The following is a 17413-nucleotide window of genomic DNA, read 5'->3' on the forward strand; positions in this document are numbered from 1 at the left end:
TTCTTTCCGGCTTATCGCGGGAGGCATCCACAAAGCGCCGAAGCGTGTATGATGGGAAATAATATCAATTAGTCTTAAATGTTAAACACATATAGAAATAAATAACCTACATATATAAAAAGGAGGAAACCATATGTCACTGCGTTTCATTACCGGAAGGTCTGGATCCGGGAAAACGACATTCATTGAACGCGAAATTGCTACCGAACTCGAGCAGAATCCAATGGGCGCACCAATCATTGTCATCGTTCCGGATCAGATGTCGTTCTCGATGGAGCATAGTTTGTCCGTTAAGTTTGGCTTAAAAGGAATCATCCGTGCACAAGTATTGACGTTCAAACGCTTGGCATGGCGTGTGTTGCAGGAAACAGGCGGCATCACACGTAAGGAAATAGATAGCTTTGGTTACAGGATGCTTGTTCGAAGCGTTCTTGAAGACAACCGAGACGATTTTAAACTATTTCGGCAAGCTGCGAGTAAACGGGGATTCACTGAACAAATCGGGGATTTGTTGAAGGAGTTCAGCCGCTATTCTCTTGACCATCAGACAATGAACACGCTACACGAGACACTCGCTGCATCAGGCGCGCCGCGTACATTGCTCGACAAGGCGGAAGATTTATCACTATTGCTGACAAAACTTGAAGAAAAACTAGGCACAACATATGTCGATAGTGAAGGGCATCTTGCACTCCTTGCTTCGCAAATTCATCACGCAGACCTGTTAAAAGGGGCTGACATTTATATAGATGGTTTTGAAAACTTTACAACAAGGGAATACGAAATCGTGACGGAACTGATGAAACATGCAAATCGGTTGACGGTCGTATTGCCGATGGAAGGTGCGCTAACGGGTTTTGCGGATCACGAATTATTTTTCAATCCAGTTAGAACCTCGCTTAAATTGCGTGAATTGGCTAGGGCGGATTCCATCGACGTTGAAGAAGATGTCTTCATGCAGGGTTCGCACCGATTTCTCAATACGGATCTTACTCATTTTGAAGCTGAATTCGACCACTATCCAGCGCAGCAAAACCCATCTGAAGGCAATGTCGTTCTGATTGAATCTGCGGACCGGCGTGCAGAAATCCATGCAGTGGCACGCAAAATTCGTGAGCTGATGATATCAGGGAAACGGTACAAAGACATGTCAATCCTGTACAGGCAGCCTGAAAAGTATGATGAACTGATTGAAACTATTTTTCCGCATTATGATATACCAGTGTTTATCAGCCAGAAAAAGCCTATGCTGCATCATCCACTCATTGAGTTTTCGCGTTCAGTGTTAGAAGCGGTGACTATGGGATGGTCGTATGAATCGGTATTCCGTGCTGTTAAAACGGATTTGTTTTTCCCGCATAGGGAAACGAAATTACTATGGCGTGACAGGGCAGACAGACTTGAAAACTACGTACTTGCACATGGAATTCATGGACATCGTTGGTTCGACGACACTCGCTGGCGCGTGAAAAAGTACCGTGGGCTCGAAATGCATACAAATGTACAAACCGATGAAGAACTAGCAATGGAGCAGCAATTGCATATGATTCGGGATGCAATTAGAGAACCGCTCGCGGCTTTAGAACAACGTTTAAAACGATCGAAAACAGGCCGCGATGTAACGGAGGCATTGTTTGTATTCATGGAAAAACTTCATGTGTACGATAAAATTATCGATTTACGTGCTGAGGAAGAACGAGCGGGGCGTTTGCTTGGTGCAACGGAACATGAACAGGCATGGAACGGGTGGATTAACGTCCTCGATCAGTTTGTATTGATGTTTGGTGATAAGGAAATGGATGTTGTGGAAGCTGTTCGCATATTGGATGAAGGGTTTGATTCACTCGAATTTGCCCGCATTCCGCCGTCGCTCGACCAAGTGACTGTTACATCTGTTGAGGTTTCCAGTTTAATGGACATCGATGCGGTGTTTGTTCTCGGCGTAAACGATGGCGTAATGCCAAAACGAGTGGACAATGAAGGGCTTCTCTCGGATGTAGATCGTGAATGGTTTTCGCAAATTGGCTTTGAACTTGCGCCGACCTCGAAAATGAAGTTGATGGATGAAACATATATGGCGTACCGTGCATTCACGGCGTCGCGCGAAAAATTATATGTATCGTATCCAATCGCAGACGAGGAAGGAAAAGCACTCATTCCATCGTTATATATAACGAGAATTGGACAGTTGCTCCCGGGAACGCCACTTGAAATCGCTGTGACAGATCCATCTGAATTGCCACTTGAAGCCGATCAATTCGATTACATCAGCCATCCAAGATCAGCACTCCCTTACGTTTCCATGAAGTTGAAAGTGGCGGAACAGTCAGGTGTCCTGGAACGTGAATGGCGTGCGGTGATGGCGTATTACGAAGAGGATCCCTACTGGTCATCTGTGATAAGCCATATCTCGCGCCCGATGCATTCAAAGAATGATGCAGAACGTCTGCGATCCGAGATCACAACAGGGTTATACGGGGAATCATTTGTCTCTAGCGTATCACGCATTGAATCCTACTACAGTTGTCCGTTTCAACATTATGCGTCGTTTGGGCTTGGCTTACGCGAGCGGACGGAGTTTACACTTGAAGCACCAGCAATCGGTGATTTATTTCACGCTGCGCTTAAATGGATTTCGGATGAAACAATGCGTCTCGGGAAGTCATGGGCAGCGTTGTCACGCGAGGAATGCTGGAATCTTGCAAGAGGTGCAGTGGAAGACATTTCGCCATACTTTTTCAATCGGATTTTATTGTCGACGAACCGTTATGTCTATATTAAACGAAAGCTGATGCACATTATTCAGCGGACAATCTATTCACTTAGTACGCAGGCGAAATCGACTGTGTTTAAACCAGTTGCTATTGAAGCAGGATTTGGTCCGGGCGAGGAACTGCCAGCGCTTGAAATTCCACTACGTCGGGGCGATTTGATGAAACTGCGTGGGCGCATTGACCGTGTCGATGCAACGGAAATAAGCGGAAAAAACTATGTCCGCGTTGTCGACTATAAATCATCTGCGAAAAGCCTTGACCTGACGGAAGTCTACTACGGCTTATCCCTGCAAATGATGACGTATCTTGACGTTGCACTCGAAAATGCGGACGAATGGCTCGGAATCCATGCAGATCCAGCGGGTGTTTTATATATGCATATCCATAACCCGATGATCAGATCCGGTACGGAATTAACACCAACACTCTTAGAAGCAGAAATTGTGAAGTCCTACAAAATGAGAGGCTATCTGCTCGATAATCCGGAAGTCGTTATCGGAATGGACGCTGATATTGGACGGTCTTCTTCAATCGTACCGGCCTCTATTAAAACGGATGGAACGTTTGCAAAAACTTCAAAAGTCTTGTCTCCAGATGATTTACAGATGATGCGGTCATTTGTCAGAACGCGCCATCAAAAGGCAGGAGACGCGATGTTAGCGGGCGATACCCGCGTTTACCCGTACAAATTAAAAGACAAAATGCCGTGCGAGTTCTGTTCATACCGTTCGGTTTGTCAGTTCGATCCGACAGATCCTTCTTCACAGCACAGGCCGTACAGTGAAATGGACCCAGAAACGTCACTTGATAAAATGCGTAAGGAGGTTGCGGATGATGCAGATACCCTTGAAACCTGAAGGACTGACATTTACAGATGCCCAGTGGAAAGCGATTTGGGCGACAGGAAAAGATATTCTTGTTTCCGCTGCCGCCGGTTCTGGTAAAACGAAAGTATTAATCACACGAATGATTGAAAAAGTGTTGGATGAAACCGATCCGATAGATGTTGACGAATTGCTTGTCGTTACATTCACGAATGCGTCCGCTGCAGAAATGCGGCATCGAATGGCAGAGGCACTGGAAGAAGCCATTGCTGCAAGGCCGGAATCTGTACATTTGCGCAGGCAATTGAATTTATTGAATAAAGCTCAGATTTCAACATTGCATTCGTTTTGCATGAATGTCGTCAGGCAATATGCTTATTTGATAGATATCGATCCTGGATTCAGAATTGCGGATAGCACGGAAGCAGCGCTATTGAGTGACGATACAATTGGCGCTGTACTTGAGGATGCGTATAGCGCGGAAAATCCTGAAGCCATGTACCGGCTGGCGGACAGTTTCACGTCTGACCGCAATGATCAGTCGATTGAAACACTGATTGACCGGTTGTATGATTATTCCCGCGTCCATCCCGTGCCGGAACAGTGGCTACGCCTCATTCCGGAGCAGTATGAAATCGACGCCGGATCTTCCATAGATGATCTGCAATTTATCGGACCGCTGAAAACAGCTATCACGCATACCCTTGAGGAAGCGGCGGCACTGACCAACGACATGAAACGAATTGCACTTATGCTTGACGGACCAGAACCGCTTGCGGCCACGGCGGAAACGGATCTACTGTGGATAAATGAAGCCATCCATCGCATAACTGAAGGTACATGGGAACAAACCTATGCATTTTTTGGTACGCTGAAATGGGTGAAGGCCGCTACAATTCGCAAAGATTCGTGTGACGAGGAATTGGCAAAACGTGCGAAAGCACTTCGTGATGCAGTGAAAAAGATTATTAACACACTTAAAGAGTCCTATTTTACAAGGACTCCGGCTCGACTGCTCGATGAAATCCGGTTGATGGCACCGACGATGCATACGCTGATTGACTTAGTCATCGATTTTGGCAGACGTTTTGAACTTGTAAAAATAGACCGTGGGATTGTCGACTTTTCGGATTTAGAGCATTACGCACTGCGGATTCTATCCAAAGTAGAAGATGGGGTAATTGTGCCATCTGATATTGCAGTTGATTATAAGAACCGTTTTGCGGAAGTGTTGGTCGATGAATACCAGGACGTCAATTTGTTGCAAGAGACAATCATCCAGCTCGTCAAGCGTGGTGGGGAAGCGGATGGAAACTTGTTCATGGTCGGCGATGTCAAGCAGTCCATTTACCGTTTCCGTCTTGCGGAGCCAATGTTGTTTCTAGGAAAATACAATCGCTTTACCGAAACAGATGGCGATCAAGGATTGAAAATCGACTTGAATGCCAATTTCAGGAGTCGTAAAGAAGTACTGGATGCAACAAACTTCATTTTTTCGCAAGTGATGGGCGTGCGTGTTGGTGAAATTGACTATGACGACGCTGCAGCATTGAAATATGGCGCAAATTATCCTGAGAAATCTGTGATGACGGGTCTAACACTTCTTTACGAAGAAGCGGATGACGAACTAGAATTAGACGATGCGACTGAACTGGCGGGACAAAGCTTGAAAAGTTCGCAAGCAGAAGCGCGCTTTATGATTAAAAAGATTCAAGATATGATTGCATCTGGCGCGGAAGTGACGGATGCGTTTAGTGATAAAAAGAGGCCGCTTGAGTATCGAGATATTGTCATCTTAATGCGTTCAATGACTTGGTCTGGAGAAATTGCTGAGGAATTTAAACTGGCGGGTATTCCAATTTACACTGAACTAAAGCGCGGCTATTTCGATGCGCTCGAAGTAATGATTATGCTAAACACGTTACGGGTCATCGATAATCCGTATCAAGATATTCCGCTCGCGTCCGTCTTGCGCGCTCCGTTTATTGGTATGACAGAAAATGAATTGGCGCAAATTCGACTTGCTGGAAAAAGTGAGCCGTTCTTTGAGGCGTTGAACCGTTTTGTGTCAACTGGTGGAGCCGGTATTGCACCATCTACGCAAGAAAAACTGCAACGATTCTTCACGCAATTTGAGAACTGGCGCAACTTGGCGCGACGCGGTTCGTTGTCAGAACTTATCTGGCAAGTATTATCGGATACACATTACTATGAAATGGTGGGTGCCATGGCGAATGGTAAGCAGCGCCAGGCAAATCTACGTGCACTGCATGATCGTGCAATTGATTATGAAAAGACTTCGTTTCGAGGATTGTTCCGCTTTCTTCGTTTTGTTGACAGGATGCGAAAGCGTGGGGATGACCTCGGCGCAGCACGTTCACTAACAGAGAAGGAAAATGTCGTTCGTATGATGACAATTCATTCATCCAAAGGACTGGAATTTCCTTTTGTCTTCATCGCAGGGGCTGGCCGGAAATTCAATAAAATGGATTTCAATGAACCTTATCTATTTGACCAGCATTTTGGTTTGGCGGTCAAAGCAATCGATCCAGATAATCGCATCACGTATACATCATTGCCGTTCTTAGCAATGAAGGAAAAGAAAGAACTTGAAATGCGCGCGGAAGAAATGCGTATTTTGTACGTCGCGATGACTAGAGCAAAAGAGCAGCTTGAAATAATTGCTTCTGTAAAAGACATCGAGAAATCGATTGTGAAATGGCAGGATGCACAGCTTGTCAATCCTGACCAAATGCTGCCGGAATATACTCGATCACGTGCGAATGGCTACTTAGATTGGATTGGGCCGGCTGTTGCGAGACATTCATCATTCGCGAAATTTGGCACTATGCCAGGGGGGCAGTCCATTATGGATTCATCAAACTGGCATATAAATGCACTGCCTGTTTCCTCGTTATTTACGCGAATTGAGGGTATAGAAGAGGAAGAGATGCCGCCCGAAATCGTTCCAATAGAAGAAGTCGACGAAGATATGCTCGTAGAAGTGAAACGAAGATTCGATGCGACCTATCCGTTTCTTTCGTCCGTAACGAAGCGTTCGAAACAGACCGTCAGCGAGTTGAAACGCTTGGCGATTCTAGAACAACAGGCGGAAGAAGACATCGTAATCTCGGGAAATGAAGATGTAAGTACAGCGTATCTGCATCAACGACCGGCATTCATGCAATCGCGTGCGCTGTCTGCTGCTGAAGTCGGAACGGCGATGCACACAATTATGCAGCATATTGATATTCGTAAAAAAGGTAACGTCTCTACGATTGAAAAGCTAATAACAGAGTTGACGGCCCGCCAATTGCTGACTTTTGAAGAAGCGAATGCAGTCGATGCGAATCGGATAGCCAAATTTTTCAATATGGATATTGCAAAACGACTGATGTCAGCTGAGCGCATTGAACGGGAATTGCCGTTTACATATGCCCTTGATGACCTAGATGGCGACTATCAAATCTTGCAGGGAATCGCCGATTGTCTATTCAAAGAAAAGGACGGTTGGGTACTGCTAGATTATAAAACGGACCGGGTAAGCGGACGCTATGGTTCTGATGAAGAAGTGGAAGTAGAAATGCAAAAACGTTATGGAATCCAGTTGAATTTGTATAAGAAAGCAATTGAAGAAATCTTGAAAATCGAAATTAAAGAGATGGTCCTCTATTTATTTGATGGAGAAAGGACTGTGGACATACAGGGGGAAAGAAATTGAAATTAACTTCAACTACGCTTGGAAATCGGATTGAGACACTTGACGTGTTACGCGGAATTGCGCTGCTCGGGATTTTTATCGCGAATATGTTGCATTTCCATTCCCCTTATCTGTACTTGGATCCGTATACATGGTTCAGTGCACCGGGTGATGTGGAAAACTTCAAGTGGATAGATATATTTGTAGAGGCTAGTTTTTATCCGATTTTTGCAATGCTGTTCGGTTATGGCATAAACATGCAATATGAAAAAACGCTTGTCAACAGGTCACCGTTTGCTCCAGTTCTTGCACGACGCATGGGAATTTTGCTGCTTTTTGGATTGTTCCATGCGTTGTTCATCTGGATGGGTGACATCCTGTTTACTTACGCATTAATGGGCTTTATCATGATTGCTTTCATTAGAATCCCAAAGAAATGGATGCTTCCGCTAGCCGCGGTGCTGTATATCATTCCTACGGGTATCGTTTATGCAGCGACTTACTACTTAAACAAATTGCGCCCGGATGCCATGATGGAAGGGTACGCTGATATTCATCAGATTGAACGATCACTAGAAGCGTATGCTTACGGAAATTTCGGTGAAATCTTCACCTTCCGTTTTTTTGAGTGGGCTTTATACGGATTGACAGGGGTTCTCACTGCTCTATTCATCGTATTGCCACTAATCTTAGTCGGTGCGGGTTTGTCTAAATGGAAAGTAATTGAACGAGCTAGTGAATTTAAAGGACGCATCCTAATAGTGACTGTTATTACGCTTGCTGCCGGGATATGGATGAAGGCTGCTCCCTTCATAGGAGGCCCATCATCAGATTCGATTATGTTGCAATCGCTATTCGGCGGTCCTGTTTTAGGGGCGGGTTATGTCGGTCTAGTGCTTTTACTTTATCAGGTACCGCTGTTTCGCACATTATTCCGTCCGCTCTCAAAAGTGGGACGCATGTCATTGACAACGTATATCACACAATCCATTGTGGGTACACTAATTTTCTATGCCTATGGTTTTGGCATGTACGGCAAAGTGGATTTAGCTACAGGGATATGGATTGCAGTTGGTGTATTTGTCATCCAAGTCTTATTCGCAGAGCTATGGTTGTCGAGATTCCGTCTAGGACCACTGGAATGGCTTTGGAGAAAAGCGACTTATGGAAAGAATTTGCCGGATAAAGAGGAAAAAGGATAACGTTTGTCGTAATGAATTAGAATAAGACGTTTTTTCAATATGAAGGGGTGGGCACTCAGATGAAGTTATTATCGTTCCGTTATGAAGGTAGGACATTATTCGGTCCGAAAGTGAAAAGGGAAGAAGCTGTATGGGATATGATTGCCATTGCAGAAGCATATGAAGATGCTGAATTTCCTAAAACAATCACGGAAGGTATCGCATCAGGTCGTGACTTCGTTGATAAAGTGACAAAACTCGCTGAGCGAGCACGGGAGGATGAAAACGCAGATCAATTTAAACATGCGTTTACGGCTATTGAGTGGCTATCACCAATTCCGAGAACGCCTAAAAATATTCTGTGTGTAGGCAAAAATTATGCAGACCATGCGGCAGAAATGGGTTCGAATGCACCGCCTGAAAAATTGATGATCTTTACTAAATCTCCGACATCCATTGCTGCGGACGAGCAAGAACTTTCAATTCATAGCGATATAACGGATAACCTCGATTATGAGGGAGAGCTTGCTGTTGTTATTTGCAAAGAAGGTCGCAACATTCCGAAACAGCTTGCCTATGACTATGTTTTTGGTTATACAATTGCGAATGACGTAACAGCGCGTGACGTACAAACTGCGCATGGTCAATACTTCCTAGGGAAAAGTCTCGATGAATCGTGTCCGATGGGTCCATATATTGTGACGAAAGATGAAATTCCGAATGCACATGATTTATCGATTGTTACGAAGGTCAACGATGAAGTTAGACAAAATGGCAATACGGCATCGATGATTTTCAAAATTGATGAACTAATCGCAGAGATTTCACGATTCGTTACGCTTGAACCGGGCGATGTTATTTTAACAGGCACTCCCGCTGGTGTCGGAAAAGGCATGAAGCCGCCAACATTTTTGAGAAAAGGTGACTCGGTGAAAGTCTCAATTGAAGGCATTGGTACTCTTGTAAACAAGTTTGTTTAAGGTATATTCCTTTTGTGAAATAGGAGATTATGATAGGGTTATTATGTAGTTATAATAACAAATGAGGTGACAAGTATGGACGCATTAACAAACACAACACATCTTCATATTTTCACTTGGGTTGTCGGAATCATTCTATTCCTAGTTGCTACAAGCATGGACAACGAATCCAAAGGCAGAAAAATACTTCACATGATTGCACGTCTATTCTACGTACTAATCCTAATCTCAGGCGCATTGCTATTCTTCGAATACTCTTCGCTTGACGCAGCGCTGTACGGCGTCAAATTCCTATTGGGTCTTGTAACAATAGGTATGATGGAAATGGTTCTTGTCCGTTCTACAAAGAACAAAAGCGTCAAAGTGGTCTGGATTCTGTTCTTCGTCTTCTTATTGGCGACGTTATTCCTCGGATTCAAACTACCGGTAGGATTTGACTGGTTCGCATAAATTTTTGTGATGGGGAGGAATGAGGATGGAATCGAGAATCGGAATATTGTTTCTGATTGTTGTCTTGATGTTAATGGCATTGTTTGTCGTTTCTGCCTTCTATACTTCCCGGAAAAAGCGGACATCTTCAGAAGAGAATGAATAAGACACTTGCTGGCTAATTGCCGGCAAGTGTTTTTTTTGATTTTTAGGAAACAATAAAGTGTTGGTCAGTGGATAACGTTAATCCTTACCAATTTCACAAAATCGACCTATTTCGCGGTGTAGAAGAAGGTTTTTCACGTTATAGATGGCGGGCGGTCACTCTGTTTGGTAAAATGACGGATGACAGTTCGTTTATATAGGAGGCTATTTTGTGAAAGCGAATAAATGGTTTGGACTTATTGTAACTTTTCTATTACTGGTAGCGACCCTCAATCCATCGGGGGCATTTGCAGAAACGGAAAAGACAATTGAGGATGAAAGTATATATGATTTACTAGTTGACCGGTTTAACAATGGCGACGGAAATAACGATTTTGATGTCGATGCAACAGACCTTAGTGCGTTTAATGGCGGTGATTTCACCGGCGTGTCTACGCGCTTGGATTATATCGCAGGAATGGGTTTCACACTTATTTCGCTAGGACCTGTGTTTGAGACGGAAACGTATGACGGAAACAAAGTGCTAGATTATACAAAGTTTGACCCTCACTTTGGGACTGACGCAGAATTCTCAGAAATGGTAAAAGCAATTCATAAGAAAGATATGTCCGTTATCGCTGATTTTCCACTCGCTGGAGTTAGTTCGAATCATATCTGGGCGACAGAAGGAACAGTGAAAGCAGTGCCTGTCGCTGAAGGAATAATCGATTGGGATTATTCTGATACAGCTACTCAACAGGCTTTGATAGAAACGATTGCAGATTTTGTTAAAACGAATAAGTTGGACGGAGTTCGCTTAACAAAGATCGAACAAATTGACACGGCTCTATTGAATGACATCATTCAGGCTGTGAAAACGGCTAATCCGAAAGCGTATGTAGTGACAAATGAAGAAAGTGATGCGGACTTCGATTCTACACCTAATATGGAAAAAGTAAACGCAATGAGAGCATCTTTTTCACAATTTGACGCGGACTCTTCACCATTATCGATTTTTTCAAATGACACTGAGAAGGAAATGATCCAGTTCGATGATTTGACAGGACCGCGATTGACTTTCGATATGGTGGAAGCGAAAATGTTCCCGCCAACCAGATGGAAAATTGCAGCAACTGCTCTATTTTCACTTCCTGGAGTACCCGTAATGACATACGGTAGTGAAATAGCTGTGAACGGACAACAGGCACCTGAAAGTCACCAGCTTATGAATTTCAAGATTGACACAGAACTGATTGAGCATATCGGGGACCTCAACACACTGCGCAACAAGTCTGAAGCGTTGCGTAACGGAGATTTTGAAATGCTGCACAATGAGGGCGGATTTACGGTCTATAAGCGTTCAAATGACGAGGAAACATGGATTATAGCGCTAAATAATACGACAGAAACGGCTAGTCTAGAAATACCGAAAGAAGTATTCGGGGAAAATAAGAAACTACGCGGTTTGCTTACTGGTGATACGGTACTTGAAGGAAAAGACGAGATTTTCCGTATCGTACAGGAACGTGAAGTTGCTGAGATTTACATCGCTGATGAAGACAAAGGATTCAATATCCCTTATCTAATCGCATCCATTCTTATATATGTACTGTTCTTAGGATTCTTATTGACAGTTTGGCGTAAAGGAAGAAAAGGTAGAAAAGAACAAAAAGAAGGAAATATAAAATAAGAGGAAAAACACCAAGGTTAGTAGCCCTGGTGTTTTTTTATTGAGCCGCCATTTTCACTGGATTATTTTCGGCCCGCTTTCGGCGAATTAATCACGACACTTTTAGCCACGCATTTTTCGGTCATACTGTTGTGATTATTCGCCTGTCGCGTTCCTACAATATTCAAGTGAAAAGTGCAGTTGTTTTGAATGAAAGAATAGATGAGCTTCTATAAAGAGTGTAAGTGCCCGAAGATGCAATTTCGGGCACTCTCTCACGCTGTACATTGTATTCATTGCCTTACTCTATACGAAATTGATACTTCTTTATAATAAAAAGAGAAACACTATAATAGAAGGCTTTAGCGGTCAAAATTGTATCTTTGACCGCTTCTCTCCATGTGAGAAGCAATCTATTCTATCTTACCGAAAAGCTTAGGCACTTCTTGTACCAGTGTCTTTGGAAAGCGACGGATGAACGAACACCATACGATTATCGGAAAAATAAGTAGGGATGCGACAAAGTCGCATCCCTACTTATTAAAACATCTCGATAATGGTATAGAAGTCGTTCAATTCATAGCGATCCAAACATACTATACACGTAGTGCCGAGTGTCTAAACTCCAGCGCTTTTCAGGTCTACTAATCCGCTTTATAACCTACCATATTCACCGGATCTTTTGGTGAAGAGTAAGCAGGGGAGTAGACGAGTTCAAGAGCAGCTAAATCCTCAATTGTCATTTTGCCCATGATAGCGGTAGTGATGACATCGATTCGCTTGTCGACTCCTTTATCACCGACGGCTTGCGCGCCAAGGACGAGCCTAGACTTTTGATCATAATGGACACGCAATAAAATCTGTCCGTGATCCGGATAGTAGCCCGCGTTCGTCCGGCCTTTATAGACGGAAGTGCCAAACGCAATGCCTTCATCCGACAGACTTTTCGCTGAATGTCCAGTCATAGCAGCTGTCAGTGAAAACAGTTTTGTAATCGATGAACCAAGCAGACCATTCATTTTTACGGGTTTTCCTGCCAGATGGCTTGCAACAATGAACGCTTGCCGGTGTGCGTGCCATGCGAGTTTGACGTTTTTCGGTTTGCCCGTGAACCAATCTTTGGACTCTGCTGCATCACCAATCGTATAAATGTCCGGATCGTTAGTTTGCATAAAACTGTTGACGACAATCCCTTTTGTAGGACCGATTTCTAAACCGGCTTCGATGGCAAGTTTTGTATTCAGATCGATTCCGATGCTCGCAACGATAAAATCGACTTCAAAATCCACACCATTTTTCATTACTAAACGCTTGTCTTCAATGCGTTCAATGGCGTCTTCGAAGTAGATCTCTACATGATTGTCCTTCATCTCTTGCCCAAGTACTTCAGAGATTTCTGCATCCATGATATTCATGATGCGATCATTTCGGTCAATAACTGTTGTTTTCAATCCTTTATGGATGAAGTTTTCAGCAAGTTCGATGCCGATGAATCCGCCGCCGATGACTGCACAGGATTGCGGTTTTTCCTGTTCAATGTAATTCATGATTTCTTCCATCTCGGCAAAATTCTTCAATGTAAATAAAGGGAGTTTGCCAAGACCTTTCAAATCAGGAATACGGGAAGTGCCGCCCGGAGACAAAATGAGTTTATCGTAAGATTCGGTAAAAGTCTGTCCAGTTTCCAGGTTTTGTACCTCGACGGTTTTATACTGTCGGTTAATGGACAAAACATCATGCGCTAACTGGACATTAATATCCCGCTGTTCACCAAATTCTTCAGGCGATGCACCAACGAGTTTCGATTTCTCATCGATTAAGCCACCGATGACGTACGGCATACCGCATGTGCCATAACCCAGTACTGGATCACGTCCGAATAATGTGATTTCTGAATCCGGCACTGCTCGTCTAATTTGAGCAGCGACAGTAGAACCTCCTGCAATCGCTCCGACAATGACTACTTTCATGCATTCAATCTCCTCGAGAAATATTATTTATTCAACTTGTTTAAAAAATAGATACCGACCGTCCCAGGCCCTACATGAGCGCCAATGACTGAACCAATTAGGTGTATTTCAATGCTTTTAGGATGGAAAAGCTCTTCAATCGTTGCCTTCAACTCGAGTGCTACAGCTTCATCGTCGCCGTGGCTGATTGCAATCGTTTGTTCAGACAAATTATCGCCTCGCTCTGCCATCAAATCAGTCATACGTCGCAACACTTTTTTACGTCCGCGGTGTTTTTCAATTGGAACAAGTTTTCCACCTGCGACGTGGAGCAAAGGTTTAATGTTCAGTAAACCACCAATGAATGCACTTGCTTTTGATACACGCCCGCCACGTGCCATATAGTCAAGATCTTCCACGGTGAAAAGGTGCTCCATATGACCGGCCATGAAACGGATTTTACGTTCGATTGTCCGCACATCGTCTTCTCCAGCATCACGGAGACGGACCGCCTCTTTTACCAGCAGTCCGTAACCAAGAGATGCGCATCTTGAATCAATGACAATTAGATTCATACTTGGATTTGTTTCTTTTATTTGATCTTTTGTCATAATTGCAGTATCAAATGTACCTGATAACTCCGATGAAAAAGCAATGTATATTCCATCTTTGCCAGATGCTGCGAGTTCTCTCCATTTTTTCAGGAACAACTCGGGAGCTACTTGTGATGTCTTAGGTTGTTTACCATTCCGGATGGCATTATAAACTTCCAACGCATCAATTGTTGCTATGTCATCGTATTCCTTGTCGTCAATTAAGACGCGTAAAGGGAAAAGTGTAACATCGTTTTCTTCGTAAAATGACTTTGGCAGATCGCAAGCACTGTCCACAAAAATTCTCATTTAAATTCCTCCATTGGGTACATATAGTTACTTCAAGTGTAACCTCTCTCTAAGGACACGTGCAATGCCATCTTCGTTATTGGTATCAGTCACCTCATCCGCAATCGATTTCAATCTGTCAATTCCATTGCCCATTGCAACTCCAACCCCAGCATAGTCAATCATTTCTAGGTCATTGTCTTCGTCACCAAATGCAATAATCCGTTCTTTCGGAATATCCATCCATTTGGATACATGAGAAATGCCTACCGCTTTATTCAACCCATGCCGAACGATTTCGATGACTTTCCATGGTGCTCCCCATTGGCGGTGATCAATAACTTCAGCGTGCACGTCACCGAGATGCCGTCGGATGGTATCGACTTTATCGTCAGGTGCATGGATTAATAAACTAGTCGGATCGACTTGTAAAAACTTACGGATGTCGCCTTGTGTAATTGTAGGATTCCCAAAACCAAAAATATCAAGCAGTTTTTCGTCATGATAGTGCATATATACATCATCCATCACTTCAGCAACGATATTATGGAACGTAAATTCCTGCATTGCATCAATGACATCATTGACTACTGGAAGCGAAATCGTCTCATGTATGATTTTCCAAGATTGATCGCCTGGATGGTGTACGAACGCACCGTTGAAATTAACGATGGGCGTCTTAAGCCCAAGTTGACGATAATACACTTCACTTGCTCTGTATGGCCTACCGGTTGCAATCATGATGTGGTGGCCATTATCCTCTGCTAATTTTAATGTGCTTTTTGTTTTATCTGATATGACTTTTTCATCTGTGAGTAACGTCCCGTCAAGGTCGAGGACGATTAAATGTGGCTTCAAAAAAAACGCCTCCTTCTGTTAATTAGTCTATCGTTAAAGTGTGATGCACGTCAAAAAATTCCAACGCATAAAACGTACTTTTTGTTTTATTAGAAAAACTTTGGTAGGCTAGATTGAAAAGGAACAGGTGATTGTCTATGATGATAACTGACGAATCTTGGGGAAATATCCCATTACTTCATATAGTGGAAGAAGAGTTTGCAGACAAACAAGTGCCTGTCGTTATTTTCTTCCATGGATTTACGAGTGCTAAAGAACATAATTTGCATTACGCATATAATATAGCGAAAAAAGGTATTCGGGTTCTACTGCCTGATGCGCATCTGCATGGCGCTAGGGGAGAGGATTTAGACGAAGTTCAGTTGAGTTTGCGGTTTTGGGAAATCATCTTAACCTCCATTGAAGAAGCAGGTTTCTTGCATGACGAACTGCACAAACGGGGCCTTCATTCGACAGGGAAAATTGGTTTTGCGGGGACATCGATGGGTGGCATTACAACGCTCGGATGTCTTGCCCTTTATGAATGGATCGACACGGCAGCGGTTATGATGGGCGCACCAGGCTTCGTTCAGTTGGCAAAAGCGCAAATGGCTGAGTTTGAGCGACGCGGTTTTAAATTACCTATAACAATTGAAGAAAAGCAGAAGCTACTGGCAACGTTAGCAACGTTCGATTTAACGAAAAACCCATCACTCCTAAACAAGCGACCTGTCTATTTCTGGCATGGTGAGCAGGATGCAGTAGTGCCTTATGAACCGACGCATAACTTTTATAAGGCAGTCAAAGCAGCATATACTGACACGCCCGACAACATTAAATTTGTTTCAGATAAAATGGCAGGGCATGCTGTTTCCAGAACGGGAATGCTAGGAGCTGCGGAGTGGCTTGCTGTTCATTTGAAATGATGGAGCAAACTCTGTTATGATGGGACTATCAAACGCAGGGAAAGAGGGATGTAGATGAGTCAGGATATGAAAGACAGTATGATGGGCGCACTGGAAAACGTAATTGACCCGGAACTAGGTGTCGATATCGTCAACTTAGGGCTTGTATATGATGTTGAACTCGACGAAGAAGGTACTTCAAAAGTTACGATGACACTTACATCGATGGGCTGTCCGATGGGGCCGCAAATCGTTGCCAACGTGACACAAGAACTGATGGAACTCCCAGAAGTGAAAAATGTTGATGTTAACATCATTTGGAATCCACCATGGTCTAGAGAGAAAATGTCACGCTATGCAAAAATAGCGCTTGGCGTTAGATGATACCAATATCCAGACTGTGTGACTTAGAGATGAGTCATGCAGTTTTTTTGTTTGGAAAATCTACAAAGTCGGACGTAATTCAAACATAGCTTTAAATTAGTACCTGGTAAAAAAGGAATCTGGAATTAATGTCGAATGATATACATATAGGGAGTGGATGATTTTGTCGGTAAATACAGCTGATGTGTGTGACGATTTTGCAAGTGAGTTACAAGTATGTGCCATTGAATTTAAATCTTATGGTAAAAATAAAAACTTTTCTGGTCCGATTGCAACGGTTAAAGTATTTGAAGATAACGTTCTAGTAAAAGAAGCGCTGCAAACAATTCCTGAGGGCAGCGTTCTCGTGGTTGATGGAGGCGGATCCAAAAGATGTGCACTACTTGGAGGGAACCTAGGTGAAATTGCGGAAACACGTAAGCTTGCCGGTATAATTATAAATGGTTGTGTCCGTGATACAACTGAACTTTCAGCGCACAACATCGGTGTTCTTGCGCTTGGAAGCAATCCAATGAAGACTATAAAAGTGGGTAATGGGGAGCAGGATATCGTATTACGCTTCGGAGACATCGAATGGACGCCAAATCATTACGTTTATGCTGATGAGGATGGTGTCGTCGTCGCTCCTCGAAATCTATTTAGCAACTGACAAACCTCTGAGAAGGAAAGCCTCTTCTCAGAGGTTATTCCTTGTTTACAATCCAGTGCAAATACTTTACAACAAGTTCAATTCATCCTATAATTTAGTTAGTCAAA

13 protein-coding genes are annotated in these 17413 nt (G+C 43.4%); 10 read left to right on the plus strand and 3 right to left on the minus strand.

The features are described 5' to 3' along the window. Positions 1 to 133: 133 nt before the first annotated feature. The 7 genes from addB to AC25Y6_RS16185 all read left to right on the plus strand — a co-directional run bounded on the left by addB (position 134) and on the right by AC25Y6_RS16185 (position 11722). The gene (addB, locus tag AC25Y6_RS16155; protein WP_488143748.1) at positions 134 to 3631 is read left to right on the plus strand and encodes a helicase-exonuclease AddAB subunit AddB; all 3498 of its coding nucleotides are present in this window, start codon (positions 134 to 136) and stop codon (positions 3629 to 3631) included. Continuing rightward, the gene (gene addA / locus AC25Y6_RS16160; RefSeq protein ID WP_488143749.1) at positions 3606 to 7319 is read left to right on the plus strand and encodes a helicase-exonuclease AddAB subunit AddA; all 3714 of its coding nucleotides are present in this window, start codon (positions 3606 to 3608) and stop codon (positions 7317 to 7319) included. Before addB ends, addA begins: the two co-directional genes overlap by 26 nt. After that, positions 7316 to 8500, plus strand: a complete 1185-nt coding sequence (locus AC25Y6_RS16165) for a DUF418 domain-containing protein (protein WP_488143750.1) — start codon at positions 7316 to 7318, stop codon at positions 8498 to 8500. The genes addA and AC25Y6_RS16165 overlap by 4 nt, the downstream gene beginning before the upstream one ends. Before the next feature lie 59 nt (positions 8501 to 8559). Continuing rightward, positions 8560 to 9459: a fumarylacetoacetate hydrolase family protein gene (locus tag AC25Y6_RS16170; protein ID WP_482103793.1), complete on the plus strand. Its 900-nt coding sequence runs from the start codon at positions 8560 to 8562 to the stop codon at positions 9457 to 9459. Positions 9460 to 9534: 75 nt separating this feature from the next. Beyond that, entirely contained in the window at positions 9535 to 9909 is a 375-nt protein-coding gene (locus AC25Y6_RS16175) for a YisL family protein (protein WP_482103794.1), read from the plus strand. Positions 9910 to 10121: 212 nt separating this feature from the next. Next, a complete protein-coding gene (locus tag AC25Y6_RS16180) occupies positions 10122 to 10253 on the plus strand; it encodes a hypothetical protein (protein WP_488143751.1) in 132 nt (43 codons plus the stop codon). Between the two features lie 11 nt (positions 10254 to 10264). Further along, positions 10265 to 11722, plus strand: a complete 1458-nt coding sequence (locus AC25Y6_RS16185; protein WP_488143752.1) for an alpha-amylase family glycosyl hydrolase — start codon at positions 10265 to 10267, stop codon at positions 11720 to 11722. A gap of 623 nt (positions 11723 to 12345) precedes the next feature. On the opposite strand, the gene AC25Y6_RS16190 is transcribed toward AC25Y6_RS16185, so the two are convergent. The 3 genes from AC25Y6_RS16190 to AC25Y6_RS16200 are packed head-to-tail and all read right to left on the minus strand — an operon-like array spanning position 12346 to position 15389. Then, positions 12346 to 13671, minus strand: a complete 1326-nt coding sequence (locus AC25Y6_RS16190) for a CoA-disulfide reductase (protein ID WP_488143753.1) — start codon at positions 13669 to 13671, stop codon at positions 12346 to 12348. Between the two features lie 23 nt (positions 13672 to 13694). Next, complete coding sequence (locus tag AC25Y6_RS16195; RefSeq protein ID WP_488143754.1) at positions 13695 to 14552, minus strand: DegV family protein; 858 nt, start codon at positions 14550 to 14552, stop codon at positions 13695 to 13697. Between the two features lie 27 nt (positions 14553 to 14579). Next, a complete protein-coding gene (locus AC25Y6_RS16200; RefSeq protein ID WP_488143755.1) occupies positions 14580 to 15389 on the minus strand; it encodes a Cof-type HAD-IIB family hydrolase in 810 nt (269 codons plus the stop codon). Positions 15390 to 15526: 137 nt separating this feature from the next. Here AC25Y6_RS16200 and AC25Y6_RS16205 point away from each other — a divergent pair, with 137 nt between their 5' ends. The 3 genes from AC25Y6_RS16205 to rraA all read left to right on the plus strand — a co-directional run bounded on the left by AC25Y6_RS16205 (position 15527) and on the right by rraA (position 17306). Next, positions 15527 to 16294, plus strand: coding sequence for a prolyl oligopeptidase family serine peptidase (locus tag AC25Y6_RS16205; protein ID WP_488143756.1), 768 nt, complete (start codon positions 15527 to 15529; stop codon positions 16292 to 16294). A 54-nt stretch (positions 16295 to 16348) separates the two neighbouring features. Beyond that, positions 16349 to 16657 (plus strand): metal-sulfur cluster assembly factor, encoded by a 309-nt coding sequence (locus AC25Y6_RS16210; protein WP_482100221.1) that lies wholly within the window; start codon positions 16349 to 16351, stop codon positions 16655 to 16657. 163 nt (positions 16658 to 16820) lie between these two features. Then, positions 16821 to 17306, plus strand: a complete 486-nt coding sequence (rraA, locus tag AC25Y6_RS16215; protein ID WP_488143757.1) for a ribonuclease E activity regulator RraA — start codon at positions 16821 to 16823, stop codon at positions 17304 to 17306. The last annotated feature ends 107 nt before the right edge of the window (positions 17307 to 17413 follow it).

This window comes from Sporosarcina sp. Y1004, from assembly GCF_057669665.1.

Bases quoted from the DNA above. Each gene is read 5' to 3' on its own strand.
- addB (WP_488143748.1), top strand. From the start codon at position 134: ATGTCACTGCGTTTCATTACCGGAAGGTCTGGATCCGGGAAAACGACA.
- addA (WP_488143749.1), top strand. From the start codon at position 3,606: ATGATGCAGATACCCTTGAAACCTGAAGGACTGACATTTACAGATGCC.
- AC25Y6_RS16170 (WP_482103793.1), top strand. From the start codon at position 8,560: ATGAAGTTATTATCGTTCCGTTATGAAGGTAGGACATTATTCGGTCCG.
- AC25Y6_RS16175 (WP_482103794.1), top strand. From the start codon at position 9,535: ATGGACGCATTAACAAACACAACACATCTTCATATTTTCACTTGGGTT.
- AC25Y6_RS16190 (WP_488143753.1), bottom strand. From the start codon at position 13,671: ATGAAAGTAGTCATTGTCGGAGCGATTGCAGGAGGTTCTACTGTCGCT.
- AC25Y6_RS16195 (WP_488143754.1), bottom strand. From the start codon at position 14,552: ATGAGAATTTTTGTGGACAGTGCTTGCGATCTGCCAAAGTCATTTTAC.
- AC25Y6_RS16205 (WP_488143756.1), top strand. From the start codon at position 15,527: ATGATGATAACTGACGAATCTTGGGGAAATATCCCATTACTTCATATA.
- AC25Y6_RS16210 (WP_482100221.1), top strand. From the start codon at position 16,349: ATGAGTCAGGATATGAAAGACAGTATGATGGGCGCACTGGAAAACGTA.